General features: G+C 61.9%; 14 protein-coding genes and 1 pseudogene. 8 read left to right on the forward strand and 7 right to left on the reverse strand.

What is annotated here, in order from left to right:
* Window positions 1–61: 61 nt before the first annotated feature.
* Entirely contained in the window at window positions 62–1,006 is a 945-nt protein-coding gene (locus MUW49_RS01255; protein ID WP_045523137.1) for a D-2-hydroxyacid dehydrogenase, read from the reverse strand.
* Window positions 1,007–1,167: 161 nt separating this feature from the next.
* On the opposite strand from MUW49_RS01255, the gene MUW49_RS01260 reads away from it, so the two are divergent.
* The 3 genes from MUW49_RS01260 to MUW49_RS01270 all read left to right on the forward strand — a co-directional run bounded on the left by MUW49_RS01260 (window position 1,168) and on the right by MUW49_RS01270 (window position 4,155).
* Window positions 1,168–1,749, forward strand: coding sequence for a YjaG family protein (locus MUW49_RS01260; RefSeq protein WP_042864483.1), 582 nt, complete (start codon window positions 1,168–1,170; stop codon window positions 1,747–1,749).
* Between the two features lie 225 nt (window positions 1,750–1,974).
* A complete protein-coding gene (locus MUW49_RS01265) occupies window positions 1,975–3,318 on the forward strand; it encodes a potassium channel family protein (RefSeq protein ID WP_010675794.1) in 1,344 nt (447 codons plus the stop codon).
* A 237-nt stretch (window positions 3,319–3,555) separates the two neighbouring features.
* The gene (locus MUW49_RS01270; protein WP_029314835.1) at window positions 3,556–4,155 is read left to right on the forward strand and encodes a Yip1 family protein; all 600 of its coding nucleotides are present in this window, start codon (window positions 3,556–3,558) and stop codon (window positions 4,153–4,155) included.
* 114 nt (window positions 4,156–4,269) lie between these two features.
* Here the strand turns inward: MUW49_RS01270 and MUW49_RS01275 are convergent, their stop codons facing one another.
* Window positions 4,270–4,602, reverse strand: coding sequence for a hypothetical protein (locus tag MUW49_RS01275; RefSeq protein ID WP_039039727.1), 333 nt, complete (start codon window positions 4,600–4,602; stop codon window positions 4,270–4,272).
* A gap of 380 nt (window positions 4,603–4,982) precedes the next feature.
* Between MUW49_RS01275 and MUW49_RS01280 the strand changes: the two genes are divergently transcribed.
* Entirely contained in the window at window positions 4,983–6,476 is a 1,494-nt protein-coding gene (locus MUW49_RS01280; protein ID WP_335829854.1) for a histidine-type phosphatase, read from the forward strand.
* 53 nt (window positions 6,477–6,529) lie between these two features.
* Here MUW49_RS01280 and MUW49_RS01285 read toward each other — a convergent pair whose 3' ends face one another.
* The gene (locus tag MUW49_RS01285) at window positions 6,530–7,405 is read right to left on the reverse strand and encodes an EamA family transporter (protein WP_244812336.1); all 876 of its coding nucleotides are present in this window, start codon (window positions 7,403–7,405) and stop codon (window positions 6,530–6,532) included.
* Window positions 7,406–7,501: 96 nt separating this feature from the next.
* On the opposite strand from MUW49_RS01285, the gene MUW49_RS01290 reads away from it, so the two are divergent.
* Complete coding sequence (locus tag MUW49_RS01290) at window positions 7,502–7,960, forward strand: Lrp/AsnC family transcriptional regulator (RefSeq protein WP_039039724.1); 459 nt, start codon at window positions 7,502–7,504, stop codon at window positions 7,958–7,960.
* Window positions 7,961–8,047: 87 nt separating this feature from the next.
* Here the strand turns inward: MUW49_RS01290 and MUW49_RS01295 are convergent, their stop codons facing one another.
* The 4 genes from MUW49_RS01295 to treR form a co-directional block, all read right to left on the reverse strand.
* Window positions 8,048–8,668 carry a sugar O-acetyltransferase gene (locus MUW49_RS01295; protein WP_029314833.1) on the reverse strand — a complete coding sequence of 207 codons (621 nt, stop codon included), beginning with the start codon at window positions 8,666–8,668 and terminating at the stop codon, window positions 8,048–8,050.
* Complete coding sequence (gene treC, locus MUW49_RS01300) at window positions 8,668–10,332, reverse strand: alpha,alpha-phosphotrehalase (RefSeq protein ID WP_244812337.1); 1,665 nt, start codon at window positions 10,330–10,332, stop codon at window positions 8,668–8,670. Before treC ends, MUW49_RS01295 begins: the two co-directional genes overlap by 1 nt.
* An 88-nt stretch (window positions 10,333–10,420) precedes the next feature.
* The gene (treB, locus tag MUW49_RS01305; protein ID WP_244812338.1) at window positions 10,421–11,851 is read right to left on the reverse strand and encodes a PTS trehalose transporter subunit IIBC; all 1,431 of its coding nucleotides are present in this window, start codon (window positions 11,849–11,851) and stop codon (window positions 10,421–10,423) included.
* Window positions 11,852–12,037: 186 nt separating this feature from the next.
* On the reverse strand, window positions 12,038–12,985 hold the full coding sequence (treR, locus tag MUW49_RS01310) for a trehalose operon repressor TreR (protein ID WP_041211765.1): 948 nt from the start codon (window positions 12,983–12,985) through the stop codon (window positions 12,038–12,040).
* 134 nt (window positions 12,986–13,119) lie between these two features.
* Here treR and MUW49_RS01315 point away from each other — a divergent pair, with 134 nt between their 5' ends.
* From MUW49_RS01315 to ansB, 3 genes and pseudogenes are all read left to right on the forward strand, one after another.
* On the forward strand, window positions 13,120–14,070 hold the full coding sequence (locus MUW49_RS01315) for an AEC family transporter (RefSeq protein ID WP_010675784.1): 951 nt from the start codon (window positions 13,120–13,122) through the stop codon (window positions 14,068–14,070).
* 111 nt (window positions 14,071–14,181) lie between these two features.
* Entirely contained in the window at window positions 14,182–14,376 is a 195-nt protein-coding gene (locus tag MUW49_RS01320) for a heavy metal-associated domain-containing protein (protein ID WP_045522127.1), read from the forward strand.
* A 129-nt stretch (window positions 14,377–14,505) separates the two neighbouring features.
* Window positions 14,506–15,574: pseudogene (ansB, locus tag MUW49_RS01325) on the forward strand (L-asparaginase 2).
* Window positions 15,575–15,599: the final 25 nt, after the last annotated feature.

Genomic DNA, 15,599 nt, shown 5'->3' on the forward strand with positions numbered 1-15,599 from the left:
GGCTTCCTCCTGACGAAAAAGGCCCCGCCAACTGGCGGGGCCTTTTCATTGCAGAACGGCTTCAATAACCCTTGTCAAAGTCGATCCTGCCGTCCAGCTGCTGACCATCGATGAAGCGGATGTAGTTGCGGATGAAGATCTGGGCCACATCTTCCGGGAAGCTGTAGGCGCTGTTGTGAGGCGTCACGATGAGATTGGGCTGGTGCCAGAGCGGGCTGTCAGCGGGCAGGGGTTCCTGCTCGAACACATCGAGCACCGCCATGGCGGGCTTGCCGGCTTGCAGTGCCGCCAGCAGCTCCCCCTCATGGACGGCATTGCCCCTGCCGACGTTGAAGAAGATGGCGCCCGGTTTGCAGTGGCCGAAGCGTTCGGCGGTGAAGAGATGGCGTGTCTCGCGGGTGGCGGGCAGCACGCTGACGATGACATCGGCCTGGGCCAGCATTTTGTTGAGTGCCGGCAACTGGTACACCTGATCGAACCCGGCACGTTCACGGCCACTGTGGCTGATGCCGAGCACCCTCATGCCAAAATGTTTGCCGGTGTGGGCTATATGCTGCCCTATGCTGCCGGTGCCGAGCAGCAGCAGCGTCTTTCCCTTCAAGCCCTGATAGGGATGGCTCTGCCAGACGCCCTGTTGCTGCTGCTCGCGATAGAGTGGCAACTGGCGGGTCAGGCTGAGCAGATGGCCGAACACATACTCGCTCATCAAGGGGCCGAAGATGCCGCGGACATTGGTGAGCAGGTAGTCGCGGCGGCAACTGGCGTCCAGCAGCACATCGACCCCGGCATAAGTCGACTGGAGCCAGCTGAGCTTGCCGGCCTTGGCCAGCAGCGGCTTGGCCCGGGCAGGCTCGGCCATCAGGATATGAGCGTCACCGATAAGCTGTTCGGCCTCGGCCTGATTGTCGGCCCGAAGAATGTGCAGATGGGGAAGATGGGCCGCCTTGAGCAGGCGTTCATAGTGGCTGTTGTCCTGACTCAACAGCAGCAGGGTACGTTGGCTCATACTCTTGTTCCTTATCGTGTTTATGGCAAGGCGAGAGGGATGCTGTCTCCATCTTACCCCAGTTGATCGGGCAAGATAGTCGAGCAGGGCGCTTTTTCATTTTTAGACGGGGCCCTCGTGGGCTACAATCTGCCCCACATTTTGCAAAGGATCCGACTCCAGTGTTTGGTGACAAGTTTTATAAGCGACTGGCCGAGCTGCAGCCCTGGCAGCAAACCGTCTATACCCTGGCGCTGGCAGAGCGCATGTACCCCAACTATGTGCTCTTTACCCAGGCCTCTGGTTTCGGGGATGCGAGGGCATTCCGTCACGCGCTGGATCAGATGTGGAACTACCTGACGGTCAAGGGATCCCGCGTCAATCTTGGTGCCATTCTGGAAGCGTTTGAAGTCTACATTCCCGATCCCCGCAAGTTTGAATCCTACGGCGCCTATCCGGCACTGGACGCCTGCGTGGCGCTGGGTTGTGCCTACAACTCGGTGATCTGCCGGGTGGGGGAAGAGGCCAACGACGCCAGCCATGCGTCTGTCGGCACGGTCGCCGGCTTCATAGAGATGCTGGAAGAGCGGGATCTCAGCGATGAGGAGCTCTATGAGCACGAGTACATGGAGGCCGAGCTGGAGTTCCAGGTCGAACTGCTCAAACGGGTGGCCCATGAACGGGACAGCGATCGCATCCTTGCCATCCGCGCCTTCGCGGCCCAGGACGGCGTCTCCAACATCGGCATCAGCCTGGAGGCGTAATGCCATCGCGTTCTACCCATAAAAAAAGCTCCCGGTCGGGAGTTTTTTTATCTCTGAGCGTTCATTTTTTTGGTGTGTGAGAAAGCATTTATGCATTTTTTTCAAATGGTTAACTTTTTTTCTCCTGATTCTTAGGGGCCATTCGTTGCTGTTGTAAGCTCGCTTCTATTGGTTGCACTTGACAGAGAATCACCGACGAGAACATCTCCATTACTGAGGTCATCTATGAATGCAACAGAGCTTTGGCAGCTTTCCCCCGAGCAATTCAACGAGTGGCGGCGTGAGAACGATTATCCCCGTATCTGGGCGCTGCTGGTGGCGTCGTTGCCCCATTTCGACGACTGGATGGCGGAGCAGAAGATAGAAAAAAGCGTGATCTTCCAGATCGGCATCGCCCGCTTCATCAGCTCCCGCTGCGTGCTGAGCCTTTGTGTCTACATGAGCGACGACAAGGTCCGCTTGTATGAGAGCGCCTCGAGTGCACTGGAATCCCTGCGCAAGAGCGGCCTCATCCGCTCGGAGACCCGTTTCGAGCCTTACAGCATGTGGCTGGCGGGAAAACATGGCAATGACGAGGTGAAACGGGTGCAAAGCCTGCTCTCGGTCTCGGAGAACAACAAGGGGGAGGCCCAGGTGCTGGGCAAGCATCGTCTGCTCAACATCGGCGGTGTTGCCCTCAAAAGCCCCATCATCTCCGGCCGGTTGCTCGATTTTACCTGTCTCGACGAGCTCTCTCTCGATGGGGCCGTCAACAACTCCAAGGTTTATCTGTGGCACTGCTCGGCCAAGGGGGTCAGGGTCAATGGCGGGGTGATCGGGCTCGATCTGTTCGACTCCCTGCTGTGGGACCACAGGGCCTGGGCCAAAAAGCGGGAGCTGGCGCTGGAGGACGGGGTCTTTCAGGACTTCACCATAGAGTGCGAGGAGATCCGCTTCCACTCCTCCCGGGCGGTGCTGAAAAACTTCAGCGTCAGCGCCAAGAACTTCGATGCCACCATGGAGCACACCAACCTGGACAAGGTGGAGGTGGTCTACAACGACAATGGGCGGATCGACCACAACGAGGCGAGCAAACTCTATCGCAATGCCAAGCGTCTCTTCTCCAGCGTGGGTGACACCGTCGACGCCGGCGAGTGCTACTACAAGGAGAAGCTGCACGAGATGAAGTCCCTGGCGAGCCCGCGGGAGCTGTTCCGGGAGCGCTGGTTGCGCAGCGGTCCGATGACGAAGTGCTGGCTCTCCCTGTTGTGCTATCTCAAGTGCGCGGGCAAGTTCATCAGCTTCATCACCTGGGGGTTTGGGGAGCGTCCCATCAGAAGCCTGCTGATGTCGATGGGGGTGATCCTGCTGGCGACCCTGACCTATTTCCTGGCACCGGAGTCTGCAACCCACGGCCATCTGGGGCGCTCCCTCTATTTCAGCATCGTCACCTTCGTGACCCTGGGTTATGGGGACATCTCCCAGACCTCCTCGCCGCTGCAACTGCTGTCGGCCATCGAAGCCTTCTGCGGCATGTTCCTGACCGGTCTCTTCCTCGCGGGTTTTGCCTCTAAAACCAAGCAGTATTGACGGGAGCGCCGACGGCGGGTGCCATCAGTGCCCGCCTCCGGTGCCCTCCTGCTGTCTTCCCATCCCTCCCGGCTGTCCCGGCGACCTTGCTTGACGCAGCGGCGGTGGAGCGACTTTATTTAAAGTCATCGCATGCCATGACAAGCGATGGCGCCACCAGCGCCCGGACATGACGCAATCAGAGGAGAAAGCCCGGTATCGATCCGCCAACCACCGATGTAGAGAAGGAATAACGCTATGATATTGAATCACTTATGGGGATTGTATGCCCATCCCCACACCGAATGGCATACCATAGACGAGCGGCACGACAGCTTCAGAAACAGTCTGACCCACATCCTGCTCGTGGCCCTTATCCCTCCCATCTGCGCCTACTATTCCGCCGTTCACATCGGCTGGAGCATCGGGGTCGGCGATCCCATTACCCTGACCGCCAACAGTGCATTCAAGCTGTCGGTCGCCATGTACGTGACCCTCATCATCGGCGTGCTGGCACTCTCCTATCTGGTGCACTGGATGGGGCATACCTTCGGCTCGGATCCCAGCTACACGACCTCGCTGGAGCTGGCGGCCTACACCTCCACGCCACTCTTCATGGTGGGCTTCTCCGCTTTCTTCCCGCATCTCTGGTTCGTGATGCTCATCGGTTTGGTCGGGCTGACCTATTCCGTCTACCTGCTCTATATCGGCGTGCCCATCTTGATGCACATCACCAAGGAGCAGGGATTCATCTACGCCAGCTCAGTGGTGACGGTCGGCTTGGTGCTGCTGGTCTGCGTGCTGGCTGCCACGGCCATCCTGTGGGGATCCGGCTTCGGTCCCGTCTTCACCCAGTAGCCGTGTATGCCGACGGCAACGACGACAAGGGCGCCTTGATGGCGCCCTTGTCGTTGATCTCTCGCCTGGTCGGCGTGTCTTTGCCAGACCCGGGAGGGACGTCGTCTGCGTTGATCAGCGGGGATTGCCGCTGCCGATGCCGAACGGGATGCGGTAATCGCTGCTCTGATCGCCGAGGCTGACGGTCAGGTTGCCCTGAGCGCGGCTCGGGATCTGTACCTGCTGGGTACCCATCAGGTTGGCGTGGACGGAGGCCACCAGATCACCGGATTCATCGCGCACCTCCAGCATGGGGTTGGCTTTGCCGGCCATGGCGGCGCTGGCATGCCAGTTCACGAACAGCACACCCGGGGTGGCATTGAAGTCGGCGGGGACGGAAGCCTGGGCAACACCGGCACTCATCAGGCCTGCAACGGCCAGCATCTTGATCACGTTTTTCATGTTCATTCACTCTCTTGGTTTTTATGTCATTGGCAAGGCCTGACAGGCCTGCATCAATGCATCCTTGCAAGAGGTCATTCAAATGGTGTGTTGTTTTGTCACGGATGTTTGTCGCCCATATGTATGGGGGACTGCCATGAACGACCAGTTGTTTTGCGGCTTGGCGCTCCTGCCTAAGCGATGTGTGAATATTAAGCGCCTCACCCGGTCATTGTTAGCGAGATAAACTGGCCTACACGTTCAAAAAATATGAATGATGATTTGTGGGGGGCATAGACGGGTTGGGGGGGGTCACCCTTCAGGAGAGAGGTGCATGTCCCAGACCTGACACCGGATTGTCACATCCGGTGCGTACTGTGCGGTTTCATTTTAAAACTGCTTCAAGGATGGCTATGTTTCGCGTCTCTTCCCTTGCCGCCTGCGTGGCGGCCACCCTGCTGAGCGGCTGCAATTCGGGCAACGACTCCTCCTCGCCTGCCGTCGGCGACTATCAATACAGCACCAAGGCGGTCTATGCCGCCCGTCAGGCAATGAACAGCTATGAGGTTGCCCCTGAAGGCTTTAGTCCCGTCTTCACCGAACTGGTGGCACGCCATGGCTCCCGCTCGCTGTCCAGCCCCAAATATGATGTGCTGACCAAGCTGGTGTGGGAGGATGCCGCGAGGCAGGGGGCCTTGACCGAGCTGGGCCAACGGCTCGGCGCCAAGGTGGACGCCGTCACGGCCGCCAACCAGACCCTCGGCTATGGCCTGCTGAGTGCGCTCGGCAAGGAGGAGCACGCCAACCTGGCGACCCGGCTCGCCGAACGGCTGCCCACCCTGCTGGCCACTGAATCGACTCCCCTCTGCCTCAAGGTCGAGACATCGGGCAAGGATCGCGCCAACGAAAGCGCCTACTTCTTCATGCAGAGCCTGGCCAAACGGGTCTCTCTGGTGACGGACAGCCCCGACTGTTACGTCAGCCAGGAGAACCCTTCCGAGATCGACAAGGGGCTGCGCAACAAGTTCGAGCTCTACTTCCACAAGACCGAGCCGCAGGGGGAGTACACCCGGTATCTGCCCACCTTCCAGGCCTATCAGGCCTTTGTCGGGGACGAAGACAACGGGGTGGCTCCCGCTCCCGAGCTGACCGAGGCCCTCGATGCGCTCAAGGCCCTGCCCAGGACCCGGGTGATGGCCCGCGAGATGCTCGAGCGTCTCTACAGCAAGGCCTTCGTCGACGAGCTGGCCGCCGGGGTGGATTACGTGGCGGTGAATCCGGAAGACGGCGGCAAGACCCATGTGCGCGACGAGGTGGACGCCGCCCTCATGCTCTACAACCTCTTCATCATCGGCCCGGGGATGATCCGGGAGGCGCAGGCACAAGGCGGGTCCTGGGATCTCGAGCAGTTCATCACTCCAGAGGAGTCTGCCTGGTTCTCCTACCTTTCCGATGCCGAGGACTTCTACGAGAAGGGGCCGAGTCTTGCCAGCCAGAGCGCCACCTACGCCGTGGCCCAGCCCCTGCTTGACGGCCTCTTCAACGAGGTACAGACCCAGGTGGTGGAAGAGGCGGGCGAGCATGTCGCCAAGCTGCGCTTCGCCCATGCGGAGACCCTGATCCCGCTGGCGGCCCTGATGAAGCTGGCAGGGAGCCGCCAGAGCGCCCAGCCCGGCGTGCTGATGAGCCAGGAAAACAACGAATGGCGTGGCGGCTGGGTCTCTCCCTATGCGGCCAATATCCAGTGGGATGTCTACCGCAACGAGGCCGGCCGGGTGCTGGTGAAGATGCTTTACAACGAGAAGGAGCTCGCCTTCAAGGCAGGTTGCTCCCCCATTGCTGTGGGCAGCTTCTTCTATGACTTCGGCGAGCTCAAACGCTGTTACGACTACTCGTCCTGACGCGCTCGTACCATCCCCGGGGCCGGTCATCGCCGGCCCCGATTTTTTTTGGTTCAGGCGGAGCCGGCTTGTCGACGACCCGCCTGCCAGGTGGTGCCCATGGAGGCGGCGATGATGGCGGTTATCCCGAGCCATTGGGACGGGGGCAACTGCTCGCCCAGCCATACCAGTCCCATCAAGGCTCCCATGGCCGGTTCACCGCTGGTGAGAATGCCGTAGCTCTTGAGGGGAAGGCGGCGCAGGGCAAACATCTCGAGAGAGTAGGGGATGGCGCTCGAGAGCAGCCCCACCCCGATGATGGTGAGGATCACGGGGACGGTGAATGAAGCCTCGATCGCACCCTCAAGCCCGAAGGGCAATACCAGCAGGGTGCCCACCCACATGCCCAGCGCCGGAGCCTGTGCGCCCAGCAAGGTTCCGGCCCGCTTTCCGGTGAGCATATAGAGCCCCCAGAAGAGGCCAGCCCCGAGAGCCAGTGCGGCCCCCAGGGGATCGATGGCCTGCTGTGTTGCCCGCAGGGGCAAGAGCAGCAGCAGCCCGGCGATGGCCAGTATCAGCCAGATGAAGTCTGCCCGGTGGCGTGAGGAGAGCAGGGCCACCGTCAGGGGGCCGATGAACTCGATGGCCAGGGCTACGCCGAGGGGAATGCGTGCGATGGCCAGATAGAAGAGCAGGTTCATGGCCCCAAGCGACAGGCCGTAGGGGATGGCGCCCAGCAGGGTGCGTCGGTCGAGGGGGACACGCCAGATGCGAAACACCAGGGAGAGAAGGAGGGCGGCGCACCCCAGCCGGAACAGGGTCGTACCTGCGGCTCCCAGCAGGGGAAACAGGGATTTGGCCAGGGAGGCGCCGAGGGTGATCGACAACATGGCGAGCAGGACGGCCAGAAGAGAGGAGAGGGCATTGGGATTGGGTTGCATGGTGTTCATACCGAGCAGGACGATGGGCAGTAAAATATATCTGGAGACTTGGGTAAAACCGGTCTAATACTGGCCTTGTGCGATAATTTTTATCTAATGAACCCCATGACCGACAAATTTGATCTGCTCATCCTCGCCGAGCTGCAACAGGATGCCCGTCTGCCCACGCCGGAGCTGGCCCACAGGGTCGGTCTTTCCGCCCCAGCCTGCTACCGCCGCGTCCGCGCCTTGCGGGAGTCCGGCCTCATCGAGCGGGAAGTGGCGCTGGTGGCACCGTCCACCATGGGCTGGCCCATCACCATGCTGGTGCTGGTGACCCTGGAGCGGGATCATGGCCGCATCGTCGATGAGATGATCGCCAGCCTGCAGCGGGAACCCGAGGTGATGGATCTCTGGTATGTGACGGGGGAGCAGGACTTCGTGCTGCAAGTGGCCGCCAGGGACATGCAAAGTTACGAGCAGTTCACCCGTCGGGTGCTCCATGCCAGGGACCAGGTGCGCAGTTTCAAGACTCTGGTGGTCATGGGACAGCACAAGCGTTGCGGCGCCTTGCTGCCCGGGTAAAGAGGGGGTTGCGCCGAAGCCTTGCCGGCATTGCGGGAGCGCCGTCAGGGAAACGAACAGGGGCAGGTACGGCCTGCCCCTTCTGTGTCAGCCAGGTTCTCCGGGCGCCAGCTCCTCTGCCGTCATGGGGCGCAAGACCCGGCAGGGATTGCCGACCGCCACCACGCCTGCCGGAATGTCTCTGGTGACAACGGACCCCGCCCCGATGACGCTGTTGTCCCCTATGGTGACGCCCGGGCAGATGACGACGCTGCCCCCAATCCAGACGTTGTTGCCGATACGCACCGGCTTGCCGAACTCCACCCCCTTGATGCGCGGCGCTACCGCCACCGGGTGGGTAGCGGTGTAGATCTGCACTCCGGGGGCCAGCAGCACGTTGTCGCCTATGTGTACCTCGCACACATCCAGGATGGTGCAGTTGAAATTGGCGTAGAAATTCTCGCCGACAAAGATGTTGGCGCCATAGTCGCAGAAGAAGGGGGGCGTGATGAAACAGCGTTCTGCGCGGCCACCCAGCAGGCGGGTGAGGCGCTCATCCCAACCAGGGGCATCGGTTCGCTCCCGGTTCAGTTCTCCCAGCAGGGCGCGGCACTGCTCCCGCGCAGCCCGCAGTTCGGGGTCCCCTGCATCATAGGGCGCTCCCGCCACCATCTTCTGCCACTCGGGGCCACGCACAGCGGGCCGCTGCACTGTCGTTGCGTCAGTCATCATTGCTCCATCAGCCAGATCAGGGATTCGTAAGGGCGCAGCTTGCAGGATTGCGGCCGGGTCGGGCTGTCTTGGTAGTTGCCAAGCAACAGGCGCCCCTCTCCATTGGCCAGTTCGGCAGGCAGCTCGAAGGCCACCGGCTCGCCGTAGAAGTTGCTCACCACCAGCAGGGTCTGACCGTCGGCGCGGCGGACATAGGCCCAGATCTGCGGGTGCCCGGTCAGCAGCTCCTGATAATCCCCCTGAGTGAAGATGGGGTGCGCCTTGCGAAGGGCGATGAGATCCCGATAGTGCCAGAACACCGAGTGCTGGTCGGCGAGCGCCGCTTCGGCGTTGATCTCGGGGTAGTTGGCGGCGGGCTTGAGCCAGGGCGTCCCGCTGGTGAAACCGGCGTTGGAGGCGGCGCTCCACTGCATCGGGGTGCGCGAGTTGTCCCGGGACTTGGCGCCGAGAATGGCGAGGATCTCGGCCTCGCTCATCCCTTCCGCCTGCTTGATGGCGAAGATGTTGCGGCTCTCCACATCCTGATAGTCGTCGATGTGCTGATAGCCGGGGTTGGTCATGCCGATCTCCTCCCCCTGATAGATGTAGGGGGTGCCTTGCAGGCCGTGCAGCGTGCTGGCCAGCATCTTGGCGGCGACCACCCTATGCTCGTCCTCATCGCCGAAACGGGAGACGATGCGCGGCTGATCGTGGTTGCACCAGAAGAGCGCCGACCACCCCTTGCCATGCATGCCGCTCTGCCAGTGGTTGAAGATGCGCTTGAGTTCGAGGAAATCGAACGGGGCCTTGGTCCACTTGTCGCCGCCCGGGTAATCCACCTTGAGGTGATGGAAGTTGAACACCATGGAGAGCTCGGAGCCATCCAGCGCGCCATAGCGCTGGCAGTGCTCCAGAGAAGTAGAGGACATCTCCCCCACTGTCATGGCCCCCACGGGGGCGAAGACGTCGCGGCTCACATCCTGCAAAAATTCGTGGATGCGCGGCCCGTCGGTGTAGAAGCGGCGGCCATCCCCCACCTCGTCGTCAGGGAATGCCTGATCCTTGGAGATGAGGTTGATGACGTCGAGGCGGAAACCGTCCACCCCTTTCTTCGCCCAGAAATGGATGATCTTCTTCACCTCGGCGCGCACGGCCGGGTTCTCCCAGTTGAGATCCGCCTGCTCGCGGGCAAAGAGGTGCAGGTAGTACTGGCCGGTGGCCGGGTCCAGCTCCCAGGCGCTGCCGCCAAACTTGGATTGCCAGTTGTTGGGCACGCCGCCGTCCACCGGATATTTCCAGATGTAGTAGTCGCGATAGGGGCTGTTCTTGTCCCCCAGCGCCGACTTGAACCAGGCGTGCTCGGTGGAGGTGTGGTTGACCACGATATCCATCACGATGCGGATGCCGCGCGCATGGGCGGCGGCCAGGAGCGCTTCGAAATCGCTCATGGTGCCGTAGGCGGGATCTATGTTGAGGTAATCGGCGATGTCGTAGCCGTTGTCCACCTGGGGGGAGACATAGACCGGGGTCAGCCAGAGGGCATCGACGCCGAGGGTCTTGAGGTAGTCGAGGCGGGCCATGATCCCCTTGAGATCACCGGTGCCACGGGCGCCGGAATCCTGAAAGCTCTTGGGGTAGATCTGGTAAATCACGGCGCTTTGCCACCAGGGTGTCTGTGTCATGGTTGGTTCGCTCATTGGTTGAAACCGGATTAGTTGGAACAGGGCAACGATAAAGGGCGGAGCCAGGGCTCCGCCGAGGTTGTGTGGATCAGGCCGTGGCCAGATCCAGCTTGCCGGCAGCCTGCTGGCGCTTGTAGACCAGCAGGGTCAGCAGGGCGGGGACCACGATGGCCACCAGCATGGCGATGGCGTAGATGCCCCAGTATTGCGGCTGGATGGAGAGGATGCCCGGCAGGCCGCCCACCCCGATGCCGTTGGCCATCACACCGGCGAAGCCGCAGATGAGAGCCGCACAGCTTGAGCCCACCATGGCGCACAGCATGGGGAACTTGTACTTGAGGTTGATGCCGTACATGGCCGGCTCGGTCACCCCGAGATAGGCGGAGATGGCGGCCGGGACCGAGATCTCCCGCTCGTTCTCCTTGCGGCTGATCAGGATGATGCCGACGACCGCAGACGCCTGGGCGATGTTGGAGAGGGCGATCAGCGGCCAGATGGGGGTGCCGCCCATGCTCTGCATCAGTTGCAGGTCCACCGCGTTGGTGGTGTGGTGGATGCCGGTGATGACCAGGGGCGCATAGAGGAAGCCGAACAGGGCGGCGCCGATGGGGGCAAACGAACCCGTCATGGCAGCCTTGGCGGCAAAGCCGACGCCGTCACCAATCCAGCGGCCGAACGGACCGATCAGGGCGTGGGCCACGATCACCGCCAGCAGCAGGGAGATGAAGGGCACAATCACCAGGTAGAGATAGGCCGGGATGATGCGCTTGAGGCTGGTTTCCACCCAGGCGAGGAAGACACCCGCCAGCAGGGCCGGAATGACCTGGGCCTGATACCCCACTTTCTGGATGACGAAGAGGCCGAAGTCCCACACTTCCGGGGTCTGCTGGCCGATGCCATAGGCGTTCATCAGTTGCGGCGACACCAGCGTGATACCCAGCACGATGCCGAGGATCTCGGAGCCGCCCATCTTCTTCACCGCAGACCAGCAGACACCCACCGGCAGGAAGTGGAAGATGGCTTCACCCAGCAGCCAGAGGAAGGCGTGCACCTGGGCCCAGAACTGGCTGATCTCGGTGAGGGTGTGGGTGCCGTCGTCGAACATCTTGATATCGCCGATGACGTTGCGAAAGCCCAGGATCAGACCACCGGTGATGATGGCGGGCAGCAGGGGGACGAAGATCTCGGCCAGGTGGGAGATGCCGCGCTCCAACGGGTTCATGTTGTGGCGGGCGGCCTGCTTGGCGGCCTCCTTGCTGCCGCCGCTCACGCCGATCTCCTGGGTGAGCGCCTTGTACCACTGATCCACCTCGTTGCCGATCACCACCTGGAACTGGCCGCCCTGGGTGAAGCTCCCCTTCACCGAAGGGATGGTCTCGATGGCCTTGGGATCGGCCTTGACCGGATCGGCCAGCACGAACCTGAGCCGGGTCAGGCAGTGGCTGACAGTGGTGATGTTCTCTTTGCCGCCGATCCGCTCGATCAGCTGCGCCAGATGCTGTGTGTTGACTTTTGACATGAGCCTTCCCTCTGTGACTCCATGAATAATGGTCGTGTCTTTACCGGCTGGCCAAGGACCGCCCGTTTATTGGTATCGTTCCCAATCAGCATGAAGCCAGTGGCTGGTATCGGCAATGGGAACGTTCCCAATTCGTGGCGCTGGTCACAAAAAGCGCAAAACGCCGGGAATGGAGGAAAAGATAGACTACAGGGGCTGACAGGGGGCGATGGTCGCTCTGGGGGGCTGCCCCTCTTCAATCTGGTCGAGCAGCTGTCTGGCGGCCAGGATGCCGGCGTCCTTGTAGCCGAAATCCAGGCTGAGGGTGTTGGCAAAGAGGAACGTCAGCATGGGATTGCTGCCAAGGCCGCTCACCAGGATGTCGGTGCGCCCCTGCTCCTGCAGGTATTTGGCGGCGCCGATGGCCAGGGTGTCGCTGGCACAGACCATGGCCTGGGTGGTGGGGGTGAGCAGCTCGGCCGCGAGCCGATAGCCGCTTTGCAGACCGAGATCCCCGAGGGCGCTGCGGGGCGTGCGCCCCTGTTCCCGACAGTAGTCGAGGTAAGCCTGATGCCGACGCAACCCGGTGGTGAGATCGCTGCGTTCCACCCCGAGATAGGCGACCTCGGTCAGGCCACGCTCTCCGAGGTGGGCAAGCACGGCGCGCACCGCCCCGTCATCGTCGAAGCAGACCGACGAGAAGCCGGGGCGCTCGCGGGCCATCAGCACCAGTTTCTCCCTGAGCGGCGCCATGGCGGCATAGTCCAGATCGTTGAAGGCAAACAGGATGATGCCGTCCACCCCGCGCCGCTCCAGCACCGCCAGGTGCTCGCTCACCTTGGCGGGGGAGAACTTGCTCTCCATCAGCACGGCGTCGTAGCCACGCTGGTAGAGGGTCTCCAGCATGCCGCGCACCGCCTGGTTCTCGGAGCTGGAGTCGAGGCGCGACACCACGATGCCGACCACCTGCTGGCTCTGGCTGCGCATGGCCCGCGCCGATTTGCTCGGGACGAAACCGTGCTGGGCGATCACCGATTCGACCCTGGCCCTGGTCTGGGCATTGACCTTGGGATCCTGATTGAGCACCCGGGAGACGGTCGACTTGCCGACCCCGCTGAGGCGAGCGATATCGAGGATGGTCAGTTTCTTTTCCATGGGGGATCCGTGACAGGGGAGGGCGACAACCGGGATGCAGACATTGTTGTGATTAACTCCTGTGAATACAAGCCCATGGCGTTAGAATGCCCTTTCCCAGGCGACTTTCTTCGCCGTTGCACAGGACGCGCATCATGGATCTGTTGGCAAGTCTGCACTTCTCTCTCTCCATCACGGGCCCCATCTGTCTGGTGCTGGTACTCGGCATCTGGCTCAAGCGGCTGGGTCTCTTGCCCGACAGCTTCGTCGAGTCAGCCTCCCGTCTGGTGTTCCAGGTCACCCTGCCAGCTCTCTTGTTTCTGAGCATGGTGCGCACCGATTTTTCCACCATGCCGAGCCCCTGGCTCATCCTCTACGGCCTGCTCGGCACCCTCGCCGGTTTCCTGGTGCTGGAGGTGCTGGCGGCCCGTTTCATCAGCGAGCAGAAACTGCGGGGCATCTTCGTGCAGGGCAGCTTTCGCGGCAACATGGGGATCATGGGGCTGGCCTATGTGCAAAACGCCTACGGCCCGGAGGGGATAGGGGCCGCCGCCCTGCTGGTGGGCTCCATCACAGTGCTCTACAACATCCTCGCGGTGATCACCCTGACCCGCAGCCTGGGGGGCGGAAAGGGGCTCACACCCATACTCAAGGGGATCGTCAAAAACCCCCTCATCATCGCCATTCTGGCGGCCCTGCCCTTCGGTCTGCTCGGCATCGAACTGCCCCAGCTGGTTATCAGCACGGGCAACTATTTCGCCAACATGACCCTGCCACTGGCCCTGCTCTGCACCGGTGCCAGCCTCAACCTCAAGGCCCTGCGCGGCGGCGCCATGCTGACCGGCTGGGCCACGGTCAACCGGCTGTGCTGCATCCCCGTGCTGCTGGTGCTGGGGGCCTGGGCGCTCGGCTTCAGCCCGCAGGCCCTCGGCATCCTGTTTCTCATCAGCTCTACCCCCACCGCCGCCGCCAGCTATGTGATGACCCGTGCCATGGGCGGTGACAGTGCCCTCGCGGCCAACATCATCGCCACCACCACCCTGGGCTCGCTCGTCACCACCAGCCTGGGGGCCACCCTGATGAACTACCTGGGACTGATGGGGTGATGGGGCGCCGCCATGATGCACGACCCGGGGTTGACGGGATCGGCATTCGCCCTTGACCTTGCCGGAGGCGGCAGCTTTAGGCTGATTGCACATCGACAGAGGAGAGAGCCCATGACCATCGAACTCACCGTTACCGGCATGTCCTGCGGCGGTTGCGCTGCCAGCCTGCAAAAGGCCCTGCTGGCCCAGCCAGCAGTCCGCACCGCCACGGTCGACTTTGCCAGCCGCAAGGCCGTCATCGAGAGCGAGCTGAGCAAAGCCGAGTTGATCGCCCTGATCGAGGCGAGAGGCTTTCAGGTAGAGTGAATTATCACTTAATTGGTATAAATCAGACTAATATTCTGTTTACTTCTTTTTATTGGTGAGAATGATCACTTAAATCCCGTTTAAAAAGAATAAAAATGCTGCAATTCCCTCATCCAAAAGGATTGCAGCATGACCCTTCCCATTCGCAAGACCCTGATCGCCGCCGTACTCGGCCTGACCCTCTCCCCCATGGCCATGGCGGGCCATGGCGCTGCCCAGCGTGCACATTCTGGCCACCGGCGGCACCATCGCCGGGGCGGGCCAGTCCGCCACCCAGTCCAACTACGAGGCCGGCAAGGTGGCCATCGAGACGCTGATCGCCGCCGTGCCCGAGATGAAAAACGTGGCCGACGTGCAGGGTGAGCAGGTGGTCAAGATCGGCTCCCAGGATATGAACGACGAGGTGTGGCTCACGCTGGCCAAGCGGGTCAACGCGCTGCTGGCCAGGGATGACGTGGACGGTATCGTCATCACCCATGGCACCGACACCATGGAGGAGACCGCCTACTTCCTCAACCTGACCGTCAAGAGCGACAAGCCGGTGGTGCTGGTGGGCGCCATGCGCCCCTCCACCGCCATGAGCGCCGACGGCCCCATGAACCTCTACAACGCCGTGGTGACTGCCTCCGACCCCGCCTCAAAGGGGCGTGGCGTCATGGTGGCGATGAACGACACAGTGCTGGATGCCCGCGACGTCACCAAGACAAACACCACAGGAGTGCAGACCTTCGCTTCCCCCAACTTCGGCCCGCTCGGCTACATCCACAACGGCAAGATCGACTACCAGCGCAGCCCGGCCCGCCAGCACACCAGCAAGACCCCGTTCGACGTGAGCAAGCTCGACAAGTTGCCCCAGGTCGGCATCGTCTACAGCTACGCCAACGCCTCGGACCTGCCGGCCAAGGCCCTGGTGGATGCCAAGTTTGACGGCATCGTCAGTGCCGGGGTGGGCAACGGCAACCTCTACCACACCCTGTTCGACACCCTGGCCAAGGCGAGCAAGGACGGCATTCGCGTGGTGCGCTCCGCCCGCGTGCCGACCGGCTCCACCACCCTGGATGCGGAGATCGATGACGCCAAGTACGGCTTTGTCGCCGCCGAGACCCTGAACCCGCAGAAGGCGCGGATCCTGTTGATGCTCTCGCTCACCCAGAGCAAGGATCCGGCCCAGATCCAGCGCTGGTTCCAGCAGTTCTGACCCCCTTGCCGGCATCGGCCGGCAT

This window comes from Aeromonas sp. LsrichE-8G (assembly GCF_022869435.1).
GTDB lineage: Bacteria > Pseudomonadota > Gammaproteobacteria > Enterobacterales > Aeromonadaceae > Aeromonas > Aeromonas caviae.

Coding starts and splice junctions, on each gene's coding strand:
- MUW49_RS01255 (WP_045523137.1), bottom strand. CDS start 1,006: ATGAGCCAACGTACCCTGCTGCTGTTGAGTCAGGACAACAGCCACTAT.
- MUW49_RS01265 (WP_010675794.1), top strand. CDS start 1,975: ATGAATGCAACAGAGCTTTGGCAGCTTTCCCCCGAGCAATTCAACGAG.
- MUW49_RS01270 (WP_029314835.1), top strand. CDS start 3,556: ATGATATTGAATCACTTATGGGGATTGTATGCCCATCCCCACACCGAA.
- MUW49_RS01275 (WP_039039727.1), bottom strand. CDS start 4,602: ATGAACATGAAAAACGTGATCAAGATGCTGGCCGTTGCAGGCCTGATG.
- MUW49_RS01280 (WP_335829854.1), top strand. CDS start 4,983: ATGGCTATGTTTCGCGTCTCTTCCCTTGCCGCCTGCGTGGCGGCCACC.
- MUW49_RS01285 (WP_244812336.1), bottom strand. CDS start 7,405: ATGAACACCATGCAACCCAATCCCAATGCCCTCTCCTCTCTTCTGGCC.
- MUW49_RS01290 (WP_039039724.1), top strand. CDS start 7,502: ATGACCGACAAATTTGATCTGCTCATCCTCGCCGAGCTGCAACAGGAT.
- MUW49_RS01295 (WP_029314833.1), bottom strand. CDS start 8,668: ATGACTGACGCAACGACAGTGCAGCGGCCCGCTGTGCGTGGCCCCGAG.
- treC (WP_244812337.1), bottom strand. CDS start 10,332: ATGACACAGACACCCTGGTGGCAAAGCGCCGTGATTTACCAGATCTAC.
- treB (WP_244812338.1), bottom strand. CDS start 11,851: ATGTCAAAAGTCAACACACAGCATCTGGCGCAGCTGATCGAGCGGATC.
- treR (WP_041211765.1), bottom strand. CDS start 12,985: ATGGAAAAGAAACTGACCATCCTCGATATCGCTCGCCTCAGCGGGGTC.
- MUW49_RS01315 (WP_010675784.1), top strand. CDS start 13,120: ATGGATCTGTTGGCAAGTCTGCACTTCTCTCTCTCCATCACGGGCCCC.
- MUW49_RS01320 (WP_045522127.1), top strand. CDS start 14,182: ATGACCATCGAACTCACCGTTACCGGCATGTCCTGCGGCGGTTGCGCT.